The organism is Kitasatospora papulosa (assembly GCF_000717245.1).
GTDB classification, from domain to species: domain Bacteria; phylum Actinomycetota; class Actinomycetes; order Streptomycetales; family Streptomycetaceae; genus Streptomyces; species Streptomyces papulosus.
On the sequence record NZ_JNYQ01000008.1, the window covers coordinates 63,582 to 78,895 of the forward strand.

At 71.7% G+C, this 15,314-nt stretch carries 14 protein-coding genes; 5 read left to right on the forward strand and 9 right to left on the reverse strand.

From position 1 onward, the window contains the following. Positions 1–25 precede the first annotated feature (25 nt). Positions 26–778: a LytR/AlgR family response regulator transcription factor gene (locus IA22_RS0121590; protein WP_030124536.1), complete on the reverse strand. Its 753-nt coding sequence runs from the start codon at positions 776–778 to the stop codon at positions 26–28. A gap of 72 nt (positions 779–850) precedes the next feature. Between IA22_RS0121590 and IA22_RS38290 the strand changes: the two genes are divergently transcribed. Beyond that, positions 851–1,126 carry a zf-HC2 domain-containing protein gene (locus IA22_RS38290; RefSeq protein ID WP_081889869.1) on the forward strand — a complete coding sequence of 92 codons (276 nt, stop codon included), beginning with the start codon at positions 851–853 and terminating at the stop codon, positions 1,124–1,126. Here IA22_RS38290 and IA22_RS0121595 read toward each other — a convergent pair. From IA22_RS0121595 to IA22_RS0121615, 5 genes are all read right to left on the reverse strand, one after another. Next, positions 1,072–1,932, reverse strand: coding sequence for an Fpg/Nei family DNA glycosylase (locus tag IA22_RS0121595; RefSeq protein WP_030124537.1), 861 nt, complete (start codon positions 1,930–1,932; stop codon positions 1,072–1,074). The two genes, IA22_RS38290 and IA22_RS0121595, sit on opposite strands and share 55 nt — an antisense overlap. Positions 1,933–1,987: 55 nt before the next feature. After that, on the reverse strand, positions 1,988–2,854 hold the full coding sequence (locus IA22_RS0121600; RefSeq protein ID WP_030124538.1) for an amidohydrolase family protein: 867 nt from the start codon (positions 2,852–2,854) through the stop codon (positions 1,988–1,990). A 1-nt stretch (position 2,855) separates the two neighbouring features. Further along, a complete protein-coding gene (locus IA22_RS0121605; protein WP_030124539.1) occupies positions 2,856–3,824 on the reverse strand; it encodes an aldo/keto reductase in 969 nt (322 codons plus the stop codon). A gap of 86 nt (positions 3,825–3,910) precedes the next feature. Beyond that, on the reverse strand, positions 3,911–5,269 hold the full coding sequence (locus IA22_RS0121610; protein WP_030124540.1) for a wax ester/triacylglycerol synthase family O-acyltransferase: 1,359 nt from the start codon (positions 5,267–5,269) through the stop codon (positions 3,911–3,913). Between the two features lie 120 nt (positions 5,270–5,389). After that, positions 5,390–7,456 (reverse strand): SpoIIE family protein phosphatase, encoded by a 2,067-nt coding sequence (locus IA22_RS0121615; protein ID WP_030124541.1) that lies wholly within the window; start codon positions 7,454–7,456, stop codon positions 5,390–5,392. 145 nt (positions 7,457–7,601) lie between these two features. Here IA22_RS0121615 and IA22_RS0121620 point away from each other — a divergent pair, with 145 nt between their 5' ends. From IA22_RS0121620 to IA22_RS0121630, 3 genes are read left to right on the forward strand one after another with little or no spacing between them, the layout of a single operon-like run. Continuing rightward, positions 7,602–8,438, forward strand: a complete 837-nt coding sequence (locus IA22_RS0121620; protein WP_014152582.1) for a YndJ family protein — start codon at positions 7,602–7,604, stop codon at positions 8,436–8,438. Next, on the forward strand, positions 8,435–8,944 hold the full coding sequence (locus IA22_RS0121625) for a DUF1990 family protein (protein ID WP_030124542.1): 510 nt from the start codon (positions 8,435–8,437) through the stop codon (positions 8,942–8,944). The genes IA22_RS0121620 and IA22_RS0121625 overlap by 4 nt, the downstream gene beginning before the upstream one ends. A gap of 29 nt (positions 8,945–8,973) precedes the next feature. After that, the gene (locus tag IA22_RS0121630; RefSeq protein WP_030124543.1) at positions 8,974–10,425 is read left to right on the forward strand and encodes a lipase maturation factor family protein; all 1,452 of its coding nucleotides are present in this window, start codon (positions 8,974–8,976) and stop codon (positions 10,423–10,425) included. An 82-nt stretch (positions 10,426–10,507) separates the two neighbouring features. Here IA22_RS0121630 and IA22_RS37170 read toward each other — a convergent pair whose 3' ends face one another. The 3 genes from IA22_RS37170 to IA22_RS0121645 form a co-directional block, all read right to left on the reverse strand. Further along, positions 10,508–10,681: a hypothetical protein gene (locus tag IA22_RS37170; protein ID WP_014152585.1), complete on the reverse strand. Its 174-nt coding sequence runs from the start codon at positions 10,679–10,681 to the stop codon at positions 10,508–10,510. A 371-nt stretch (positions 10,682–11,052) separates the two neighbouring features. Next, on the reverse strand, positions 11,053–12,540 hold the full coding sequence (locus IA22_RS0121640) for an SDR family NAD(P)-dependent oxidoreductase (RefSeq protein ID WP_030124544.1): 1,488 nt from the start codon (positions 12,538–12,540) through the stop codon (positions 11,053–11,055). 136 nt (positions 12,541–12,676) lie between these two features. After that, the gene (locus IA22_RS0121645; protein ID WP_030124545.1) at positions 12,677–14,131 is read right to left on the reverse strand and encodes an MFS transporter; all 1,455 of its coding nucleotides are present in this window, start codon (positions 14,129–14,131) and stop codon (positions 12,677–12,679) included. A 228-nt stretch (positions 14,132–14,359) separates the two neighbouring features. Here IA22_RS0121645 and IA22_RS0121650 point away from each other — a divergent pair, with 228 nt between their 5' ends. Further along, positions 14,360–15,253 (forward strand): RNA polymerase sigma factor SigF, encoded by an 894-nt coding sequence (locus IA22_RS0121650; RefSeq protein WP_014152588.1) that lies wholly within the window; start codon positions 14,360–14,362, stop codon positions 15,251–15,253. The last annotated feature ends 61 nt before the right edge of the window (positions 15,254–15,314 follow it).

The window sequence follows — 15,314 nt, forward strand, 5'->3', positions numbered from 1 at the left end:
AGGGCCGCCGTCCGGTAGGGGCAGGTCAGCGGCCGGTCTGCCGCATCAGGAGGTCGCGCAGGGAGCGGGTGTGACGACGGCTGACCGCGAGCTCCGCGTCCCCGATGCGGACGCTCATGCTGCCGGCGTCGAGCCGGAGTTCGTCGATCCGGTTCAGCGCCACGAGATGGCGGCGGTGGATGCGTACGAACCCCCGGGAGCGCCAGCGCTCCTCCAGGGTGGTCAGCGGTATCCGGACGAGGTGACTGCCGGAGGAGGTGTGCAGCCGGGCGTAGTCCCCCTGTGCCTCGGCGTACGCGATGTCGTCGACGGGCACGAAGCGGATGACCCCGCCCAGTTCCACCGCGATCTGGTCGGCGGCCGCGTCGTGGACGGACGCGGTGCGCTCACCGACCTGCTCGGCGACGCGCCGGACGGCCTCGGCGAGGCGCTCGCGCCGCACGGGCTTGAGCACGTAGTCGACGGCCTTGAGGTCGAACGCGTGGACGGCGAAGCCTTCGTGGGCGGTGACGAAGACGATGAGCGGCGGCGCGGCGAACCCTGCCAGGAGCTGGGCGACGTCGAGCCCGGTCAGCCCCGCCATGTGGATGTCCAGGAACACCACGTCGATCGCGGACGGGTCGTCGGGCCCGGCGTCGACTGCGGCCCCGATGCGGCGCAGCGCCTCGGTGGCTCCCGTGGCGCCCTCTGCGCTCCGGATGCGGGGATCGGCGCGCAGGAGGTAGAGGAGCTCCTCCAGGGCGGGTTCTTCGTCGTCGACGGCGAGTACGCGCAGCATGAGGCCGGAGTTTAGGTGCTCCGGCGGCGGGACGGCGTGAGTCGTTCCGGGGTTCGTCACGTACGTGAGGACATGCGCGCCACCGAACCGCACCGCGACGCCGGAGCCTACGCGCTCGGGGTGCTCGGGGCTGCCGACGTCCGCCGGTTCGAGGAGCATCTGACGGAGTGCGCCGCGTGCGTGGTCCAGGTGCGTGAGCTCGGCGCGGTGGTGGGCCTTCTGGCGGCGTACGCGCGCTGCGCCCCGCCCTGGCCAGCCCGGCGTCCGGCCCGTCGGCGGTGGTGGCCGGGCCGCTACTTGAGCAGGCGGGACAGCCGGCGGTCGGCGAGGGGCTTGCCGCCGGTCTGACAGGTGGGGCAGTACTGGAGCGAGGAGTCGCTGAACGACACCTCCAGCACGGTGTCGCCGCAGACGGGGCAGGGCTGCCCCGTCCGGCCGTGGACGCGCATGCTGCTCTTCTTCTCGGCCTTGAGCCGGCCCGCCGCGACCCCGCGGGAGCGTTCGACCGCGTCCTGGAGCGTGGTGCGCATGGCGTCGTACAGGTGGGTGACGTCCTCGTCGCCGAGGGCGGACGTGAGCTTGAACGGCGACATCTTCGCGACGTGCAGGATCTCGTCGCTGTAGGCGTTGCCGATGCCCGCGATCAGCGACTGGTCGCGCAGTGCTCCCTTGATCTGCCGGCGTGCCCCGCCGAGCACCGCCGCGAACGCGTCGCGGTCGAAGGAGTCGGCGAGCGGGTCCGGACCGAGGCGCGCGACGCCGGGGACCTCGGCGGGGTCGCGCACCAGGTGGACGGCGAGGCGTTTGGTGGTGCCCATCTCCGTCAGGTCGAAGCCGTCGCCGCCCGTGAGGACCGTACGCAGGGCGAGGGGTCCTTTGCCCGGCCTCGGCGGGGTCGCGGGAAAGCCGTCCTTCCACTGGAGCCAGCCGGCCCTCGCGAGGTGGATGAGCAGATGGAGATCCCCCGCCGTGATGTCGAGGAACTTCCCGTGCCGGGCCACGGCGGAGACGTCGGCGCCCTCCAGCTCGGTGACCGGCGGGTCGTACGTCTTCAGGACGCTGATCGCGAGCGGCAGCACCCGGGCGATCTCCTTGCCGACCAGATGGTCGCCGAGGAAGTCCCGCAGGGCTTCGACTTCCGGCAGTTCGGGCATGTCCCCAGCCTGCCGCAAGGGGGCCGCGCATGCCCGGCGGACGCCTCGGGAGTGTTCAGCCGGCGGGTTCCCGGAGCCCGTAGACGCGCTGTGCGGTGCCGGCCAGGACGGACTGCCGGTCGGCGTCGCCGAGCCAGTCGGTCAGCTCGCGCGCCGTGGCCAGGACGTCGGCGTATCCGGCGGCGAGCCGGCACACGGGCCAGTCGGAGCCGTACATCAGCCGGGTGGGTCCGAAGGCCTCGATGACCGTGTCCGCGTAGGGGCGCAGGTCTTCCACGGTCCAGGACAGCCGGTCCGCCTCGGTGACGAGCCCGGAGAGTTTGCAGACGGTGTTGGGGAGCGCGGCGAGGGCCCGCAGGCCGTCGGCCCACGGGTGCGTCGCGCGCCGTGCCACCGGTGGCTTGCCCGCGTGGTCGAGCACGAAGGTCAGTTCCGGCAGCAGGGCGGCCGCCCGGACCGCCGCGGGCAGTTGGTGGGGCCGGATGATCAGGTCGTAGACGAGGCCGGCGGCGGCGACGGCCGCCAGACCGCGCAGGACGTCGGGGCGCAGCAGCCACTCCGGGTCGGGTTCGCCCTGGACCTGGTGCCGGATTCCGACGAGCCGGTCGCCGCCGGGCAGGGCACGGAGCGAGGCGAGGGTGCCGGAGACGTCCGGGGCGGTGAGATCGGTCCAGCCGACGACGCCCGCGACGAGTGTGCCGGCGTCGGCGAGGGCGAGGAGCTCGGGGGTCTCCTCGGCGACGGTCACCGTCTGGACGAGCACGGTGGACACCACCCCCGCCGCCCTCGCCTCGGGCTCCAGGTCGGCGAGGGTGAAGGTGCGGCGGAGGGGGGCGAGTTCCTCACCGGTGATCCAGTCCTGGTCGCGCACCGCGAGGTCCCACACGTGGTGGTGGGCGTCGACGACCGGCGGGGGCGTCATGTCAGAGCAGTCCTTCCGCGCGCAGGTCGTCCCAGAGCGCGTCCGGGACGGGTCTGCGGAGCTGGGCCGCCGCGTCGCGCACCTCCTCCGGGGAGCGGGTTCCGACGAGGACCCCGGCGACGGCCGGGTGCCGCAGCGGATAGTGCAGGGCGGCGGCGCGCAGCGGGACACCGTGGCCTTCGGCGACGTCACGGATGCGCAGGGCCCGGTCCAGGAGGGGTGCGGGGGCCGCGGCGTAGTCGTAGGCGGCGTCGGGGCGGGGGTCGGCGAGCAGCCCGGAGTTGAAGACGCCTCCGACGACCACGTCGCGGTGGCGGGCGGCGGCCTCCGGCAGGAGCGTGTCGAGGGCGCTGTGGTCGAGGAGGGTGAGGCGGCCGGCGCAGAGGACGACGTCGACGTCGGTCTCGCGCAGGAAGCGGGTGAGCATCGCGGTCTGGTTCATACCGGCGCCGATGGCTCCGACCACGCCTTCCGCGCGGAGCTTCTCCAGTGCCGGGTAGCCCTCGCGGAAGGCCGCTTCCGCGTGGTCGTCGGGGTCGTGGAGATAGACGATGTCGACCCGGTCGAGACCGAGGCGCCCCAGGCTGTCCTCGATGCTGCGGCGGATGCCGTCGGCGCTGAAGTCCCAGCGGCGCCGGTGGGTGTGCGGCACGGCGAATCCGTCGGAGAGTCCCGAGTGGGCCGCCGTCCCGGCGGGGGGCAGCGGGTCGAGCAGACGGCCCGCCTTCGTGGAGATCGTGTACTCCGCCCGTGGCCGGTCGCGCAGGGCCTCGCCGAGGCGGCGTTCGGAGAGCCCGAGACCGTAGTGCGGTGCCGTGTCGAAGTAGCGGATGCCCTCCTCCCACGCCGCGTCGACCGCGGCCGCGGCCTGTCCCGGGTAGACCTCCGTGAAGAGGTTGCCGATCGCCGCCGCCCCGAAGGAGAGTTCGGTGATCTCGACCGCGCTGCTTCCGATCCTGATGCGCCGCATGCCGCCCCCGCCGGTGATCTGATGGTCCGTACAGGACTATTCATCGGATCAATCGGCTGCGTCAACAGGGTGAGACGGATCGGCTCTCAGGCCGGTGCGGGCACCGTGGGCACGAGTGCGTGCAGGTCGCGCAGCTCTTCACGGAGCGCGGTGGCCAGCCGGTCGAGATCCGGCAGCGCCTTGCCGTCGGCGACCAGTCCGACCTGTACCCGTCCCCCGTAGGTGGACAGGGCGATGGCCAGTGCCTGTCCGCGGGCCAGTGGCGCCATGGGGTAGACGGCTCGCAGCGGGCACCCGCCGAGCGAGAGGGCCGAGCGGGGCAGGGGCACGCTGGTGACCAGGATGTCGAAGAGCATCCGGGCGGCGTTCCCCGCCAGTGGCGCTCCGAACCGGTGGGCCAGTGCGGGCAGCTGGTCGGCCAGGACGGCGACCGCGCCCGCGCCGCGCAGGGGCCCCGCGGCCTTGTTGCGGTTCATGCCGGTGCGCACCAGGCGCAGCCGTTCGCGGGGGTCGGGCTCGCCGACGGGCAGACCGAGGAGGTAGGCCGACAGTTTGTTGCCGGTGGCCGCCCCGCCGGGTCGGCGCCGGGAGACGGGGACCAGGGCACGGGGGTCGGCGTCCGGGAGGGTCTCACCCCGTTCGAGCATCCAGCGGCGCAGCGCACCGGCGACGACAGCGAGCAGTACGTCGTTGGCCGTACCGCCCTCGGTGCGCCGGATGCGCTGCACCGTCGCGGCGTCGAGCTCGGCGGTGGCGAGCCGGCGTGTACCGCTGGAGCGGGCGGCCAGTGCGGTGGTCGCGCGCAGGTCGAGCCGGCTGGCGCGCACGACGGAGGCTCCGACCCCGAGCGCCCGGCCGACTTCACCGAGCCGCTCCCTCGCCATGCCTGCGACCTCGTAGGGGCCGGGCAGCCAGGAGCGGGGCGGGACGGGCGTCCGCCGGTTCACCGCGCCTCGGCCGGCACCGGCGGAGGCGATCTGGTCGAAGATGCCGGCACCGATGGCGACGGCCCGCATCCCGTCGGCGAGCGCGTGGTGCAGCTTCACGAGTACGGCGAACGGGCCGTCGCCCGGACTGTCGAGGAGGTACATCCGCCAGGGTGGCAGTCCGCGCCCGAGCGGCTGCTCCATGAGTTCACCGGCCAGCCGGCCGGCCTCCGTCAGGAAGTCGCCCTCGGGGAGGACGACCCGCGTGACGTGCCGCTGCACCTCGAAGTCCTTGTCGGTGAACCAGGCCGCGCCGCCGACGGGGAGCAGGACGTCACGCACCCGCATCCGCAGCCGGGGAATGGCCGCCGCCCGGGCTCCGAGGAGGTCGAGCAGCTGAGGCGCCGAGACGCCGGGCGCCGGGTCGAAGACCGCGAGGGCGCCGAGGTGCATCGGATGGGCATCGGACTCGAGATGCCAGAAAGCCAGATCAAGAGGTGCCAGGAGCTCGGTACTCAACGGGGCCTCGCGTCGTCGACGGCGGAACGGCGGGATCGCAGTCAATCCCGCACGATCGGTTACGGTCAAGTATGGACATGTTACGTACTGTTACAGTCTCGCGCCGTCCGGGCGGCGGTGCTACCGGCGCTCGGGGACGACGAATTCGCACCACACGCACTTGCCGTTCCCCCGGGACTCCACTCCCCAGATGTCGGCAAGTCGGTCGACGAGCATGAGTCCGCGGCCCGAGACGCCGGACTCCCCCGCGTCCCTGCGGCGCGGCAGGGCGCTGGAGCGGTCCTCCACGTCCACCCGGAGACGGCGCTCGGGGCCGGTGAGCACCCGGATGGTGACGATGGCGCCCCCGTCGGTGTGCATCAGCGCGTTGGTGATCAGCTCGTCGGCCGCGAGTTCGACCTCGTCGGCCCGGTCCTTGGCGCCCCAGGCACGGACAGCCGCCCGGATCATGTGGCGGGCCGACGTCAGCGCCTCGGGGTCGTTCTGCGCGACGTGCTGCTGGAGCCGGCCGCCCGGGTGCGGGGCGTGGGCCGCGTCGCGGCGCAGCAGCAGCACCGCCATGTCGTCCTCGCCGCCGCGCTCGTCGACGACCTCGCAGAGCCGGTCGGCCAGTTTCTGCAGGTCCTGCGGCCCGTCGCGCACGGTCGCCGCCAGCAGCCCCATGCCCTCGTCGAGGTCGGTGCCGGGCAGCTCCACCATTCCGTCGGTGTAGAGGATCAGGGTCTGGCCCGGGTCCAGGTCCACGGTGTTGACCGGGTATTCGAGCCGCCCGAACTCGGCGCTGAGGCCCAGCGGCATCCCGCCGTCCGACGGCAGCCTGCGGCAGCTGCCGTCGGCGCCACGCAGGGCCGGGTCGACATGACCGGCCCTGACCAGCTGCACCACCCCGGTGGTCATGTCGGCCTCGGCGTAGGTACAGGTGGCGAAGCGGTCGGTGTCGAGCTCGTGGAGGAACACGGACGCCCGCGCCATGACCGTGGCCGGGCTGTGCCCCTCGGCCGCGTAGGCGCGCAGCACGATACGGAGCTGCCCCATGACGGCCGCCGCGTGCGTGTCGTGTCCCTGCACGTCGCCGATGACCGCACCGACCCGGCCGCCGGGCAGGGGGATGATGTCGTACCAGTCGCCGCCGATGTCCCTCCCGAGCCGTGCGGAGCGGTAGCGGACGGCGACCTGGGCCCCTGGCACGTCGGGGATCCGGCGCGGCAGCATCGCCTGCTGGAGTCCTTCGGCGAGATCGTGCTCCTGCTCGTAGAGCATGGCCCGCTGGAGGCTCTGGGCGATCGAGCTGCCGAGAGCCACCAGGAGGTTGCGCTCGTCACCGGTGAAGCCCGCCTTGTTGCCGTACAGGAGCCCGAGCGCGCCGATCGGCCGGGCCTGGGCGATGAGTGGCATGTAGGCGGCGGCGGTGATACCGAGGTGACTGATGTGCGGCCACAGCAGGGGGTACGACGTCGCGAAGTCCTCGGGCGTCTCGATGAACCGTGGCGTGAGCGTACGGATCACCTCACTCATCGGATAGGGCTCGTCCGTCCGGGTGTAGCGGGTGCCCTGCACGAACGCCCCCTCGGGACCGTCCGCCACCAGATGGATGCGCCCCGACTCCAGCAGCCCCATGACGAGACTGGTGGCACCGAGGTTGGCCAGGCCCCTGGAGCTCTTCAGCACCTCCGTGACGTCCTCGACCGTACGGGCGTGGGCGAGGGCAGCCGTGGTGCCCTCGACCAGGCTGGTGCGGCGCCGGCGCTCCTCGTCGACGGTGCGGCGGGCGGTGGACTCGGCCAGTTCCTGGGTGGCGTCACGGATGATCCCGATGATGCGGCGCGGCCGCCCGGTGCCGTCGCGGCGGATGAACCCCTGGGTGTGGGTCCAGCAGAGGGAGCCGTCCCGCCGTGACCTGCGGAAGTACGCGCCGTAGTTGCTGCGGCCGCTCTTGAGCGCCTGCGAGACCATGCCGTCCAGCCGGATCGCCTCGTCGGCGGGGACCCGCAGGGAGAGGGTCGCCGGGTGACCGTCGTACTCCTCCGGGCGCAGGTCGAACACCTCGAGGGCGGGCTCGTCCATGTGCATGAGCCCGCTGTCCAGATCCCAGTCGAAGCTGCCCATTCGGTTCAGGGCGAGACTCAGGTCCGGGTGGGCGGGCCAGTCGTCCGGGAGTGACAGGGAACCCGCTACCCGGTCATCCATGTGCGCCACTCTGCCATTATTTGTCCGATTCCTCGACCGAACCAGCTCCTTGAACGCGCTCGAGGAGCCGCCTATGCTGGCCACAACATGAATTGAACATGTTCAATTCGACGGGGGTCCCTAGGCGAGGGCAGGGGTGGGCGCGATGTCCGTACTGGTCGGGTCGATCGTGATGCTGGGCATGCTGGTGATCGTTCCGCTGGGTCTGGGACTCGTCCAGGACCCCGCACTCGACCGCGTACGACGGCTGTGGCCGCTCTTCGCGGTGCCGGGCGCCGTCTCCCTGTGGCTGCCCCGCGGAGACGCCGCCACCGCACTCGCCCTCTGCTACGCGGCAGGGACCCTGCTCCTCGCCTCGCACGCGCCGCGGCGGCTGGCCCGTCTCCGCAGCGCGCGTCCGGCGGAGGCCGCGGTGCTCACCGCGCTGGTCACCCCGTCGGTCGCCGCGCTCGCGCTCGTCGCCGAGCGTTTTGGCCACGAGCTGTTCGGGTTCGAGCTCGGGATCCTGGCGCTGACCGTCCCCCACTTCCACTTCGCCGGCTTCGCCGCCGCCCTCGTCGCCGGCCTCGTCTGCCGTGCGCAGGACGGCCCGGCGGGCCGGTTCGCCGCCCTGAGCGTGCCGCTGGGCACCCTGCTCGTCCTCGTCGGCTACTTCACCGGCGAGCGGACCGAGCTGGCCGGTGCGGTCGTACTCACCGCCGGGATGTGGACGGTCGCCCTCCTGACCTGGCGCACCGTGCGCGTCGCCGGACCGGACCGCGTCACCCGTCTGCTGCTCGCCGTCTCGGCCGGAGTGCTGGCGGCGACCATGGTGCTCGCGCTGAGCTGGGCTCTCGGCGAGGCCACCGGACTGCCCCACCCCACCCTGACCTGGATGGCGGCCACGCACGGGCTCGGCAACGCGCTCGGCTTCGCGCTCTGCGCGCTGCTCGCACGCCGCCGCCTCCAGGACCTGACCCGAACGGAAGGCACAACCGCATGAGCACCCTGACGTACCCCGAGGTCGGCGCCACCCGGCTGGGCCCCCTCCCGGAGGGCTACAACCACCTCCACCACCGTGCCGCGGTCGGCCGGGGAAGGGCGCAGTTCGAGGCGGCGGGCGCCGCCGTCACCGAGTGGCGCATGCACCGCGCGGCCGGGGCGGGCGTGAAGTCCTCCGCACCGAGGGCGGAACCCCGAGTCGCCGTCGAGGTGTCGGCGGGCGTCGGGCGGCTCCGCGTCCGCGCCCTCTGCGAGATCGTCTGGACGGCCTACGAGAACGACCGCATCGGGTTCGCCTACGGCACCCGGGCGCGGCACCCCGAGCGCGGCGAGGAAAGCTTCGTCGTGGAGCTCGCGGACGACGGAACGGTCTGGTTCACCGTGACGGCGTTCTCCCGGCCGGCCTGCTGGTACGCACGCCTGGCGGGCCCTCTCGTGCCGCTCGCCCAGCACTGGTACGCGCGCCGGCTCGGAAAGGTGCTGCGCCGCATCGTGTCGGCCGCCTGACCCGGGCGGCGCACCGGATACTGGGGACGGTGGAGTGGTTCACCGCAGACGGCTACTGGCTGAGCAGGCTCGTCTTCCAGCGCTCACTGGCCGCCGTGTACCTGGTCGCGTTCGTCGCCGCGGCGCTCCAGTTCCGGGCGCTGATCGGTTCCCGGGGCATGCTCCCGGTGCCCGACCTCCTGCGCCGGACCTCGTGGCGGGGCGCGCCCGGCCTGTTCCGGCTGCACTACTCGGACCGCTTCTTCGCGCTGGCCGCCTGGACGGGCGCGGCGGTGTCGGTCGCCCTCCTGGCCGGCCTGGACGCCCGTCTTCCCCTGGGCGCGGCGATGGTCCTGTGGGCGGTTCCGTGGGTGCTGTACCTGTCGATCGTGCAGGTCGGACAGGTCTGGTACGGCTTCGGCTGGGAGTCGCTGCTGCTGGAGACGGGCTTCCTCGCCGTCTTTCTGGGCAACGCCGACACGGCCGCCCCGGTGCTCGTGCTGTGGCTGCTGCGCTGGCTGCTGTTCAGGGTGGAGTTCGGCGCCGGCCTCATCAAGATCCGGGGGGACGAGTGCTGGCGGAAGCTGACCTGCCTGGAGTTCCACCACGAGACACAGCCGATGCCGGGGCCGCTGAGCTGGTTCTTCCACCGGCTTCCGCGGCCGGTGCACCGGGTGGAGGTGGCCGCCAACCACGTCACCCAGCTCGTCGTGCCGTTCCTGCTGTTCACCCCGCAGCCCGTGGCGAGCGCCGCGGCCGGGCTCATGGTGGTGACGCAGCTGTGGCTCGTGCTGTCGGGAAACTTCGCCTGGCTGAACTGGCTGACCATCGTCCTCGCCCTGGCCGCCGTCGACTGGTCACCGCTCACGGGCCCCGCGCCCGCACAGCCGGACGCACCTCTCTGGTACGAGGTGGTGGTCATCGCCGTCACCGCCCTCGTGCTCGGCCTCAGCTACCGTCCGGCGCGCAATCTGGTCTCCCGGCGCCAGGTGATGAACCGGTCCTTCGATCCGTTGCACCTGGTCAACACCTACGGCGCGTTCGGGAGCATCAGCAGGGTGCGGCTGGAGGTCGTGGTCGAGGGCACCGACGAGGCGGTGATCCACGAGGGGACCCGCTGGCTCGAGTACGGCTTCCGCGGCAAGCCGGGCGATCCGCGCCGGCTGCCGCGCCAGTTCGCTCCGTACCATCTGCGGCTGGACTGGATGATGTGGTTCGCGGCGCTCTCGCCCGCCTACGCCAGGTCCTGGTTCGGCCCGTTCGTGGAACGGCTGCTCCGCGGGGACCGCGACACCCTGCGCCTCCTTCGGCACGATCCGTTCCCCGGGGGCCCGCCCGCGCACATCCGGGCACGGGTCTTCCGCTACCGGTTCACGGACCTGCGGGAGCTGCGGGAGACCGGATGCTGGTGGGACCGGACCTACGTACGCGACTTCATGAGGCCGGTGGCCCGGCCGGTGCCGCTGCGGCCGCCCCCGCGCGAGGGGGACGACCGCCGGTGAGGTCCCGGTGGGGCCGGACATGTTCCTGCCCCCGTCCGAGGGCGGGGGCAGGACCGAGGCGCTGCGGGAAGCGGTGGGACGGTCAGTCGATCCCGGGCAGGATGTGGGGCTCGGCCAGATCGTCCTCGTAGCCGGCCAGCCTGATCGGTGCCGACCTGGCCCAGACCTCGATGTTCCGGAGCTTCTCGGGCCGACGGCCGCGTTCTGCGGCCGGTTCGGCCGGGCGCGTCTCGGTCTTCGTCATTTCAGGTGTCACCGCGGACTCCTTTGCGTCGCGTAACCCCGGGGCGGTGGCGACGCTGCGGCTGTGGGAACCGTGTCGACCGCCCTCTGCGGGGCAGGGGCAGAAACAGTTCGGTCGCGGTGGCGCCGGTACGGGGTGGGACGGCGGAATGCTTACAGACCTGTCCCAGGACGGCCGAGGAAGCTTCGTGGATTCCTTGGTGGCGTCCGTTCCCATCAGAGTAACCAAATGAGCGCCGTCCCGCTCGACAGAACGTGTGGCCTGGGTCACTTTCAGCCAACAGGAGGACGGCGGCCCCCGTCGTGCGGGGCCGCCGTCGTGACTTCTGTCATCGCAGGTGGCGGGTGGTGCGGGTGGGACCGGCGACGGGTGGCCGGACGGGCTCACCAGCCGGCGGGGGCGTAATCCTTCAGGAAGCAGCCGTACAGATCCTCGCCCTGCTCGCCGCGCACGATCGGGTCGTAGACCCGGGCCGCCCCGTCGACGAGGTCGAGGGGGGCGTGGAAACCCTCCTCCGCGAGACGCATCTTGTCCGGGTGGGGCCGCTCGTCGGTGATCCAGCCGGTGTCGACGGCCGTCATGAGGATGCGGTCCTTCTCGAACATCTCCTGGGCACTGGTCCGCGTCAGCATGTTCAGCGCGGCCTTGGCCATGTTGGTGTGCGGGTGTCCCGCGCCCTTGTAGCCGCGGCCGAACACCCCCTCCATCGCTGAGACGTTGACCACGTAGGCGCGCCCCGCGGCCGCCGCCATCGCCGGGCGGAGCCGGCTGATGAGGATGAAGGGCGCGGTGGAGTTGCAGAGCTGGACCTCGAGGAGCTCGATCGGCTCGACCTCCTCCACGGTCTGGATCCAGCTGTTCGTGTCGTGCAGGTCGGGGACCAGGCCGCCGGCGTCGATCGCGGTGCCCGCGGCGATGCGGGCCGGCGAGGCGGACCCGGTCACCAGGGCCAGACCCGTGACGTCCTGCGCGCTGAGGCCCTCGCCCTCCTTGCGGGCCGCGGGCAGAGCGGCGACGCGGTCGACGGTGCCGCTGCCGAACGTGCCGATCACCTCGGCCGCGGGCAGCTCTCCCGACGGCAGCGCGGCGGACTCGGCGGCGACCAGCTCGCTGTAGGCCTGCGGGGAGCGGCGGACGGTCTGCGCGGCGTTGTTGATGAGGATGTCCAGGGGGCCCTCGGCGGCGACCGAGTCGGCGAGGGCGACGACCTGGGCGGGGTCACGGAGGTCGATGCCGACGATCTTCAGCCGGTGGATCCACTCGTCGCTGTCCGCCATCGCCTTGAAGCGGCGGATGGCGTCGTTGGGGAAGCGGGTGGTGATCGTGGTGTGCGCGCCGTCGCGCAGCAGCCGCAGCGCGATGTACATGCCGATCTTCGCGCGGCCGCCGGTGAGCAGGGCGCGGCGTCCGGTGAGGTCCGTGCGCGCGTCGCGGCGGCTGCGGTTCTCCTTGGCGCACGGCTGGCAGAGCTGGTGGTAGAACGCGTCCACCTCGACGTACCGGGTCTTGCAGATGTAGCAGGACCTGGGCCGCTGGAGTATGCCCGCGATCTCGGCGGTGGCCGAGGAGGACGGGAGGACCCCCTGTGTCTCGTCGTCGATGCGCTCGGCGGAGCCGGTCGCCGTGGCTTCGGTGACGGCCTTGTCGTGGGCGGTCTTGGAGGCCCGGCGTTCCTGGCGGCGACGCTGTTTCACGGTGCGGTAGATGCCGGCGGTGGCCCGGCGCACCGTGATGGCGTCCGGGTGGTCGACGTCGATGGTGTCCAGCTCGTCGAGCACGCTCAGGCAGACGGCAAGCCGCTCCGGGTCGATACCGGGGCCGAACTCCACGACGCCGGGAGCGAACTCCTGGCTGTCCTCTGTCACCGTCATTGCCGTTCCTCTGTCACTCGTGCCGCTGCCGGGGTCGGTGGGGAGTGATCCGGCCGGGAGCCGGTGAGGGCAGGCGCGCACGGGCCGAACGCCCCGGTCAAGTCTGCCACGAGTCGGGCGTTGCTCCTTTCGGCCGTCATTCCCCGCTTCCGCTGACCGAGAGGGGGGTCGCGATGTCCTCCAGCGACTTCTGCTCGGCCGCCACCGCGAAGAAGACGGCGACGAGGCCCGCGGCCACCATGAGGCCCGCTCCGATGCAGAACGCCAGGACGGTGTCACCGACCACCCCGCTCGACGTCAGGCTCGCGAAGACCAGCGGACCGGTGATGCCGCCCGCCGCGGTTCCGACGGCGTAGAAGAACGCGATCGCCATCGCCCGGGTCTCCATCGGGAAGATCTCGCTGACCGTCAGGTAGGCGGAGCTGGCGCCCGCGGAGGCGACGAAGAGGACCAGGCACCAGCACCCGGTCATGGTGACGGCGGTCAGCGAGCCGACGCCGAACAGCCAGGCGGTGCCGAAGAGGAGAAGGCCGGACAGGATGTACGTCCCGGCGATCATCGGTTTGCGCCCGACCGTGTCGAAGAGGCGGCCCAGGAAAAGCGGCCCGAGGAAGTTGCAGAACGCGATGACGGCGAAGTAGTAGCCGCTGGAGACGTCGAAGAACGTCACCAGGATCGAGCCGAAGCCGAAGGTGATGGCGTTGTAGAGGAACGCCTGGCCGATGAAGAGGGCGATCCCGAGGACGGCCCGTTTCGGATAGGAGCGGAAGACGGTCCGGGCGATCAGCCCGAACCCGACACTCGTGCGCTGCCGCACGGTGATGGCGGGCTCGGCGGGAGGCAGGGTGCTCCCGGTCTCCGCCTCCACTTCGCGCTCCACCCCGTCGACGAGCTTCTCCGCCGCTTCGTCGTGTCCGTGGATGAACATCCAGCGAGGGCTCTCCGGCACGTGCCGGCGCACCAGCAGGATGACGAGTCCGAGGACGACGCCCAGGGCGAAGGTCAGCCGCCAGCCGATGTCCTTGGGGAAGATGTCGGTGTTCAGCGCGAGGACCGAGAGCAGGGAACCGGCGACGGCGCCCAGCCAGAAGCTCCCGTTGATGATCAGGTCGACGCGGCCCCGGTACTTGCTGGGGATGAGCTCGTCGATGGCCGAGTTGATCGCCGCGTACTCCCCGCCGATCCCGAAGCCCGTCAGGAAGCGGAAGAGGAAGAACCACCACGCGGAGAAGGAGATCGCGGTGAGCGCGGTCGCGGCGAGATAGACCGCGAGGGTGATCAGGAAGAGCTTCTTGCGCCCGAAGCGGTCGGTGAGCCAGCCGAAGACCAGTGCGCCGGAGCAGGCTCCCGCCACGTACAGCGCGGCGGCGATACCGGTGACCTGCGCGTCGGTGATCGCGAGTCCGCTGCCGTCCTCGGAGAGCCGGCTGGCGATGTTGCCGACGACCGTGACCTCGAGTCCGTCGAGGATCCAGACCGTGCCCAGGCCGATCACGATCATCCAGTGCCAGCGCGACCAGGGCAGCCGGTCCAGCCGTGCCGGGATCCTGGTCGTGACCGTACGCCCGCCCGCCGTACCGGTGTCGCTCATGGCCCCTCCTCCGCTTCGGAACACACGGGTGCCCCGAACGAGGCGGGAGTCACACCCTCACCCCGGGGCACCACCAGGAGTACCCGATCGCGCACGGAACGTCATGATCACCGCCTCCGTCCGGTCCAATCGCGTGTCTCCTGAAAGATTTTCCGCATCGGCAGGCATTACTTCCGGATGTCGGGGCATGCGCCCGTCACTCAAGCGGAGTCCAGGGAGGGCGACACCATGACGACGTCAGTGCGAACCACCGAGGCGATCGGCGCGGCGGCGACGCGGCACCACGAGGCGGGCACGGTTGCCGACACCGCCGCGCTTCCGTGGATCGAGGACGCCGGCAAGGTGGCTCCCCAGGACGCCCGGGCCATGTCGAAGATCTTCTTCGACAAGCTCCAGGTCCTCGAGGAGGGGACCCACGAGTACCAGTACGCGCGCAACACCCTGATCGAGATGAATCTCTCCCTGGTGCGCTTCGCCGCCTCGCGGTTCCGCAACCGGGGCGGTGACGACACCGAGGACATCATCCAGGTGGGCACGATCGGCCTGATCAAGGCCATCGACCGCTTCGACCTGTCGCGCGAGGTCGAGTTCGCCACCTTCGCGGTGCCGTACATCGTCGGCGAGATCAAGCGGTTCTTCCGTGACACGACCTGGTCCGTGCACGTGCCGCGACGCCTGCAGGAGCTGCGGGTCGAGCTGGCCAAGGCCAAGGAGCAGCTGTCGACGAAGCTCGACCGCGACCCGACGGTCGCGGAGCTCGCCGCGCACCTCGATCTTCCGGAGGAGGAGATCATCGAGGGTCTCGTCGCCGCCAACGGCTACTCCGCGGGATCCCTGGACACCCCGAACGCCGACAGCGATTCGGGCAGTGAACAGCGCGCCTACGCCGATCTGCTGGGCGAGGACGACCCCGGGATGGAGAGCGTCGAGAACCTGCACACGCTGGCCCCGCTGCTGCGGCAGCTGGACGACCGCGAGCGCAAGATCGTCCGCATGCGCTTCGGCCAGGAGATGACGCAGGCGCAGATCGGTGCTGAGCTGGGCGTCTCCCAGATGCACGTGTCGCGTCTGCTCAGCCGGATCGTGCAGCGGCTGCGCGCGGGAATGAGCGTCGAGGCCTGATCCCTCGGCCCACGATCGGAACGACGGAGGCCCGGCCCAGTGCCGGGCCTCCGTCACATAT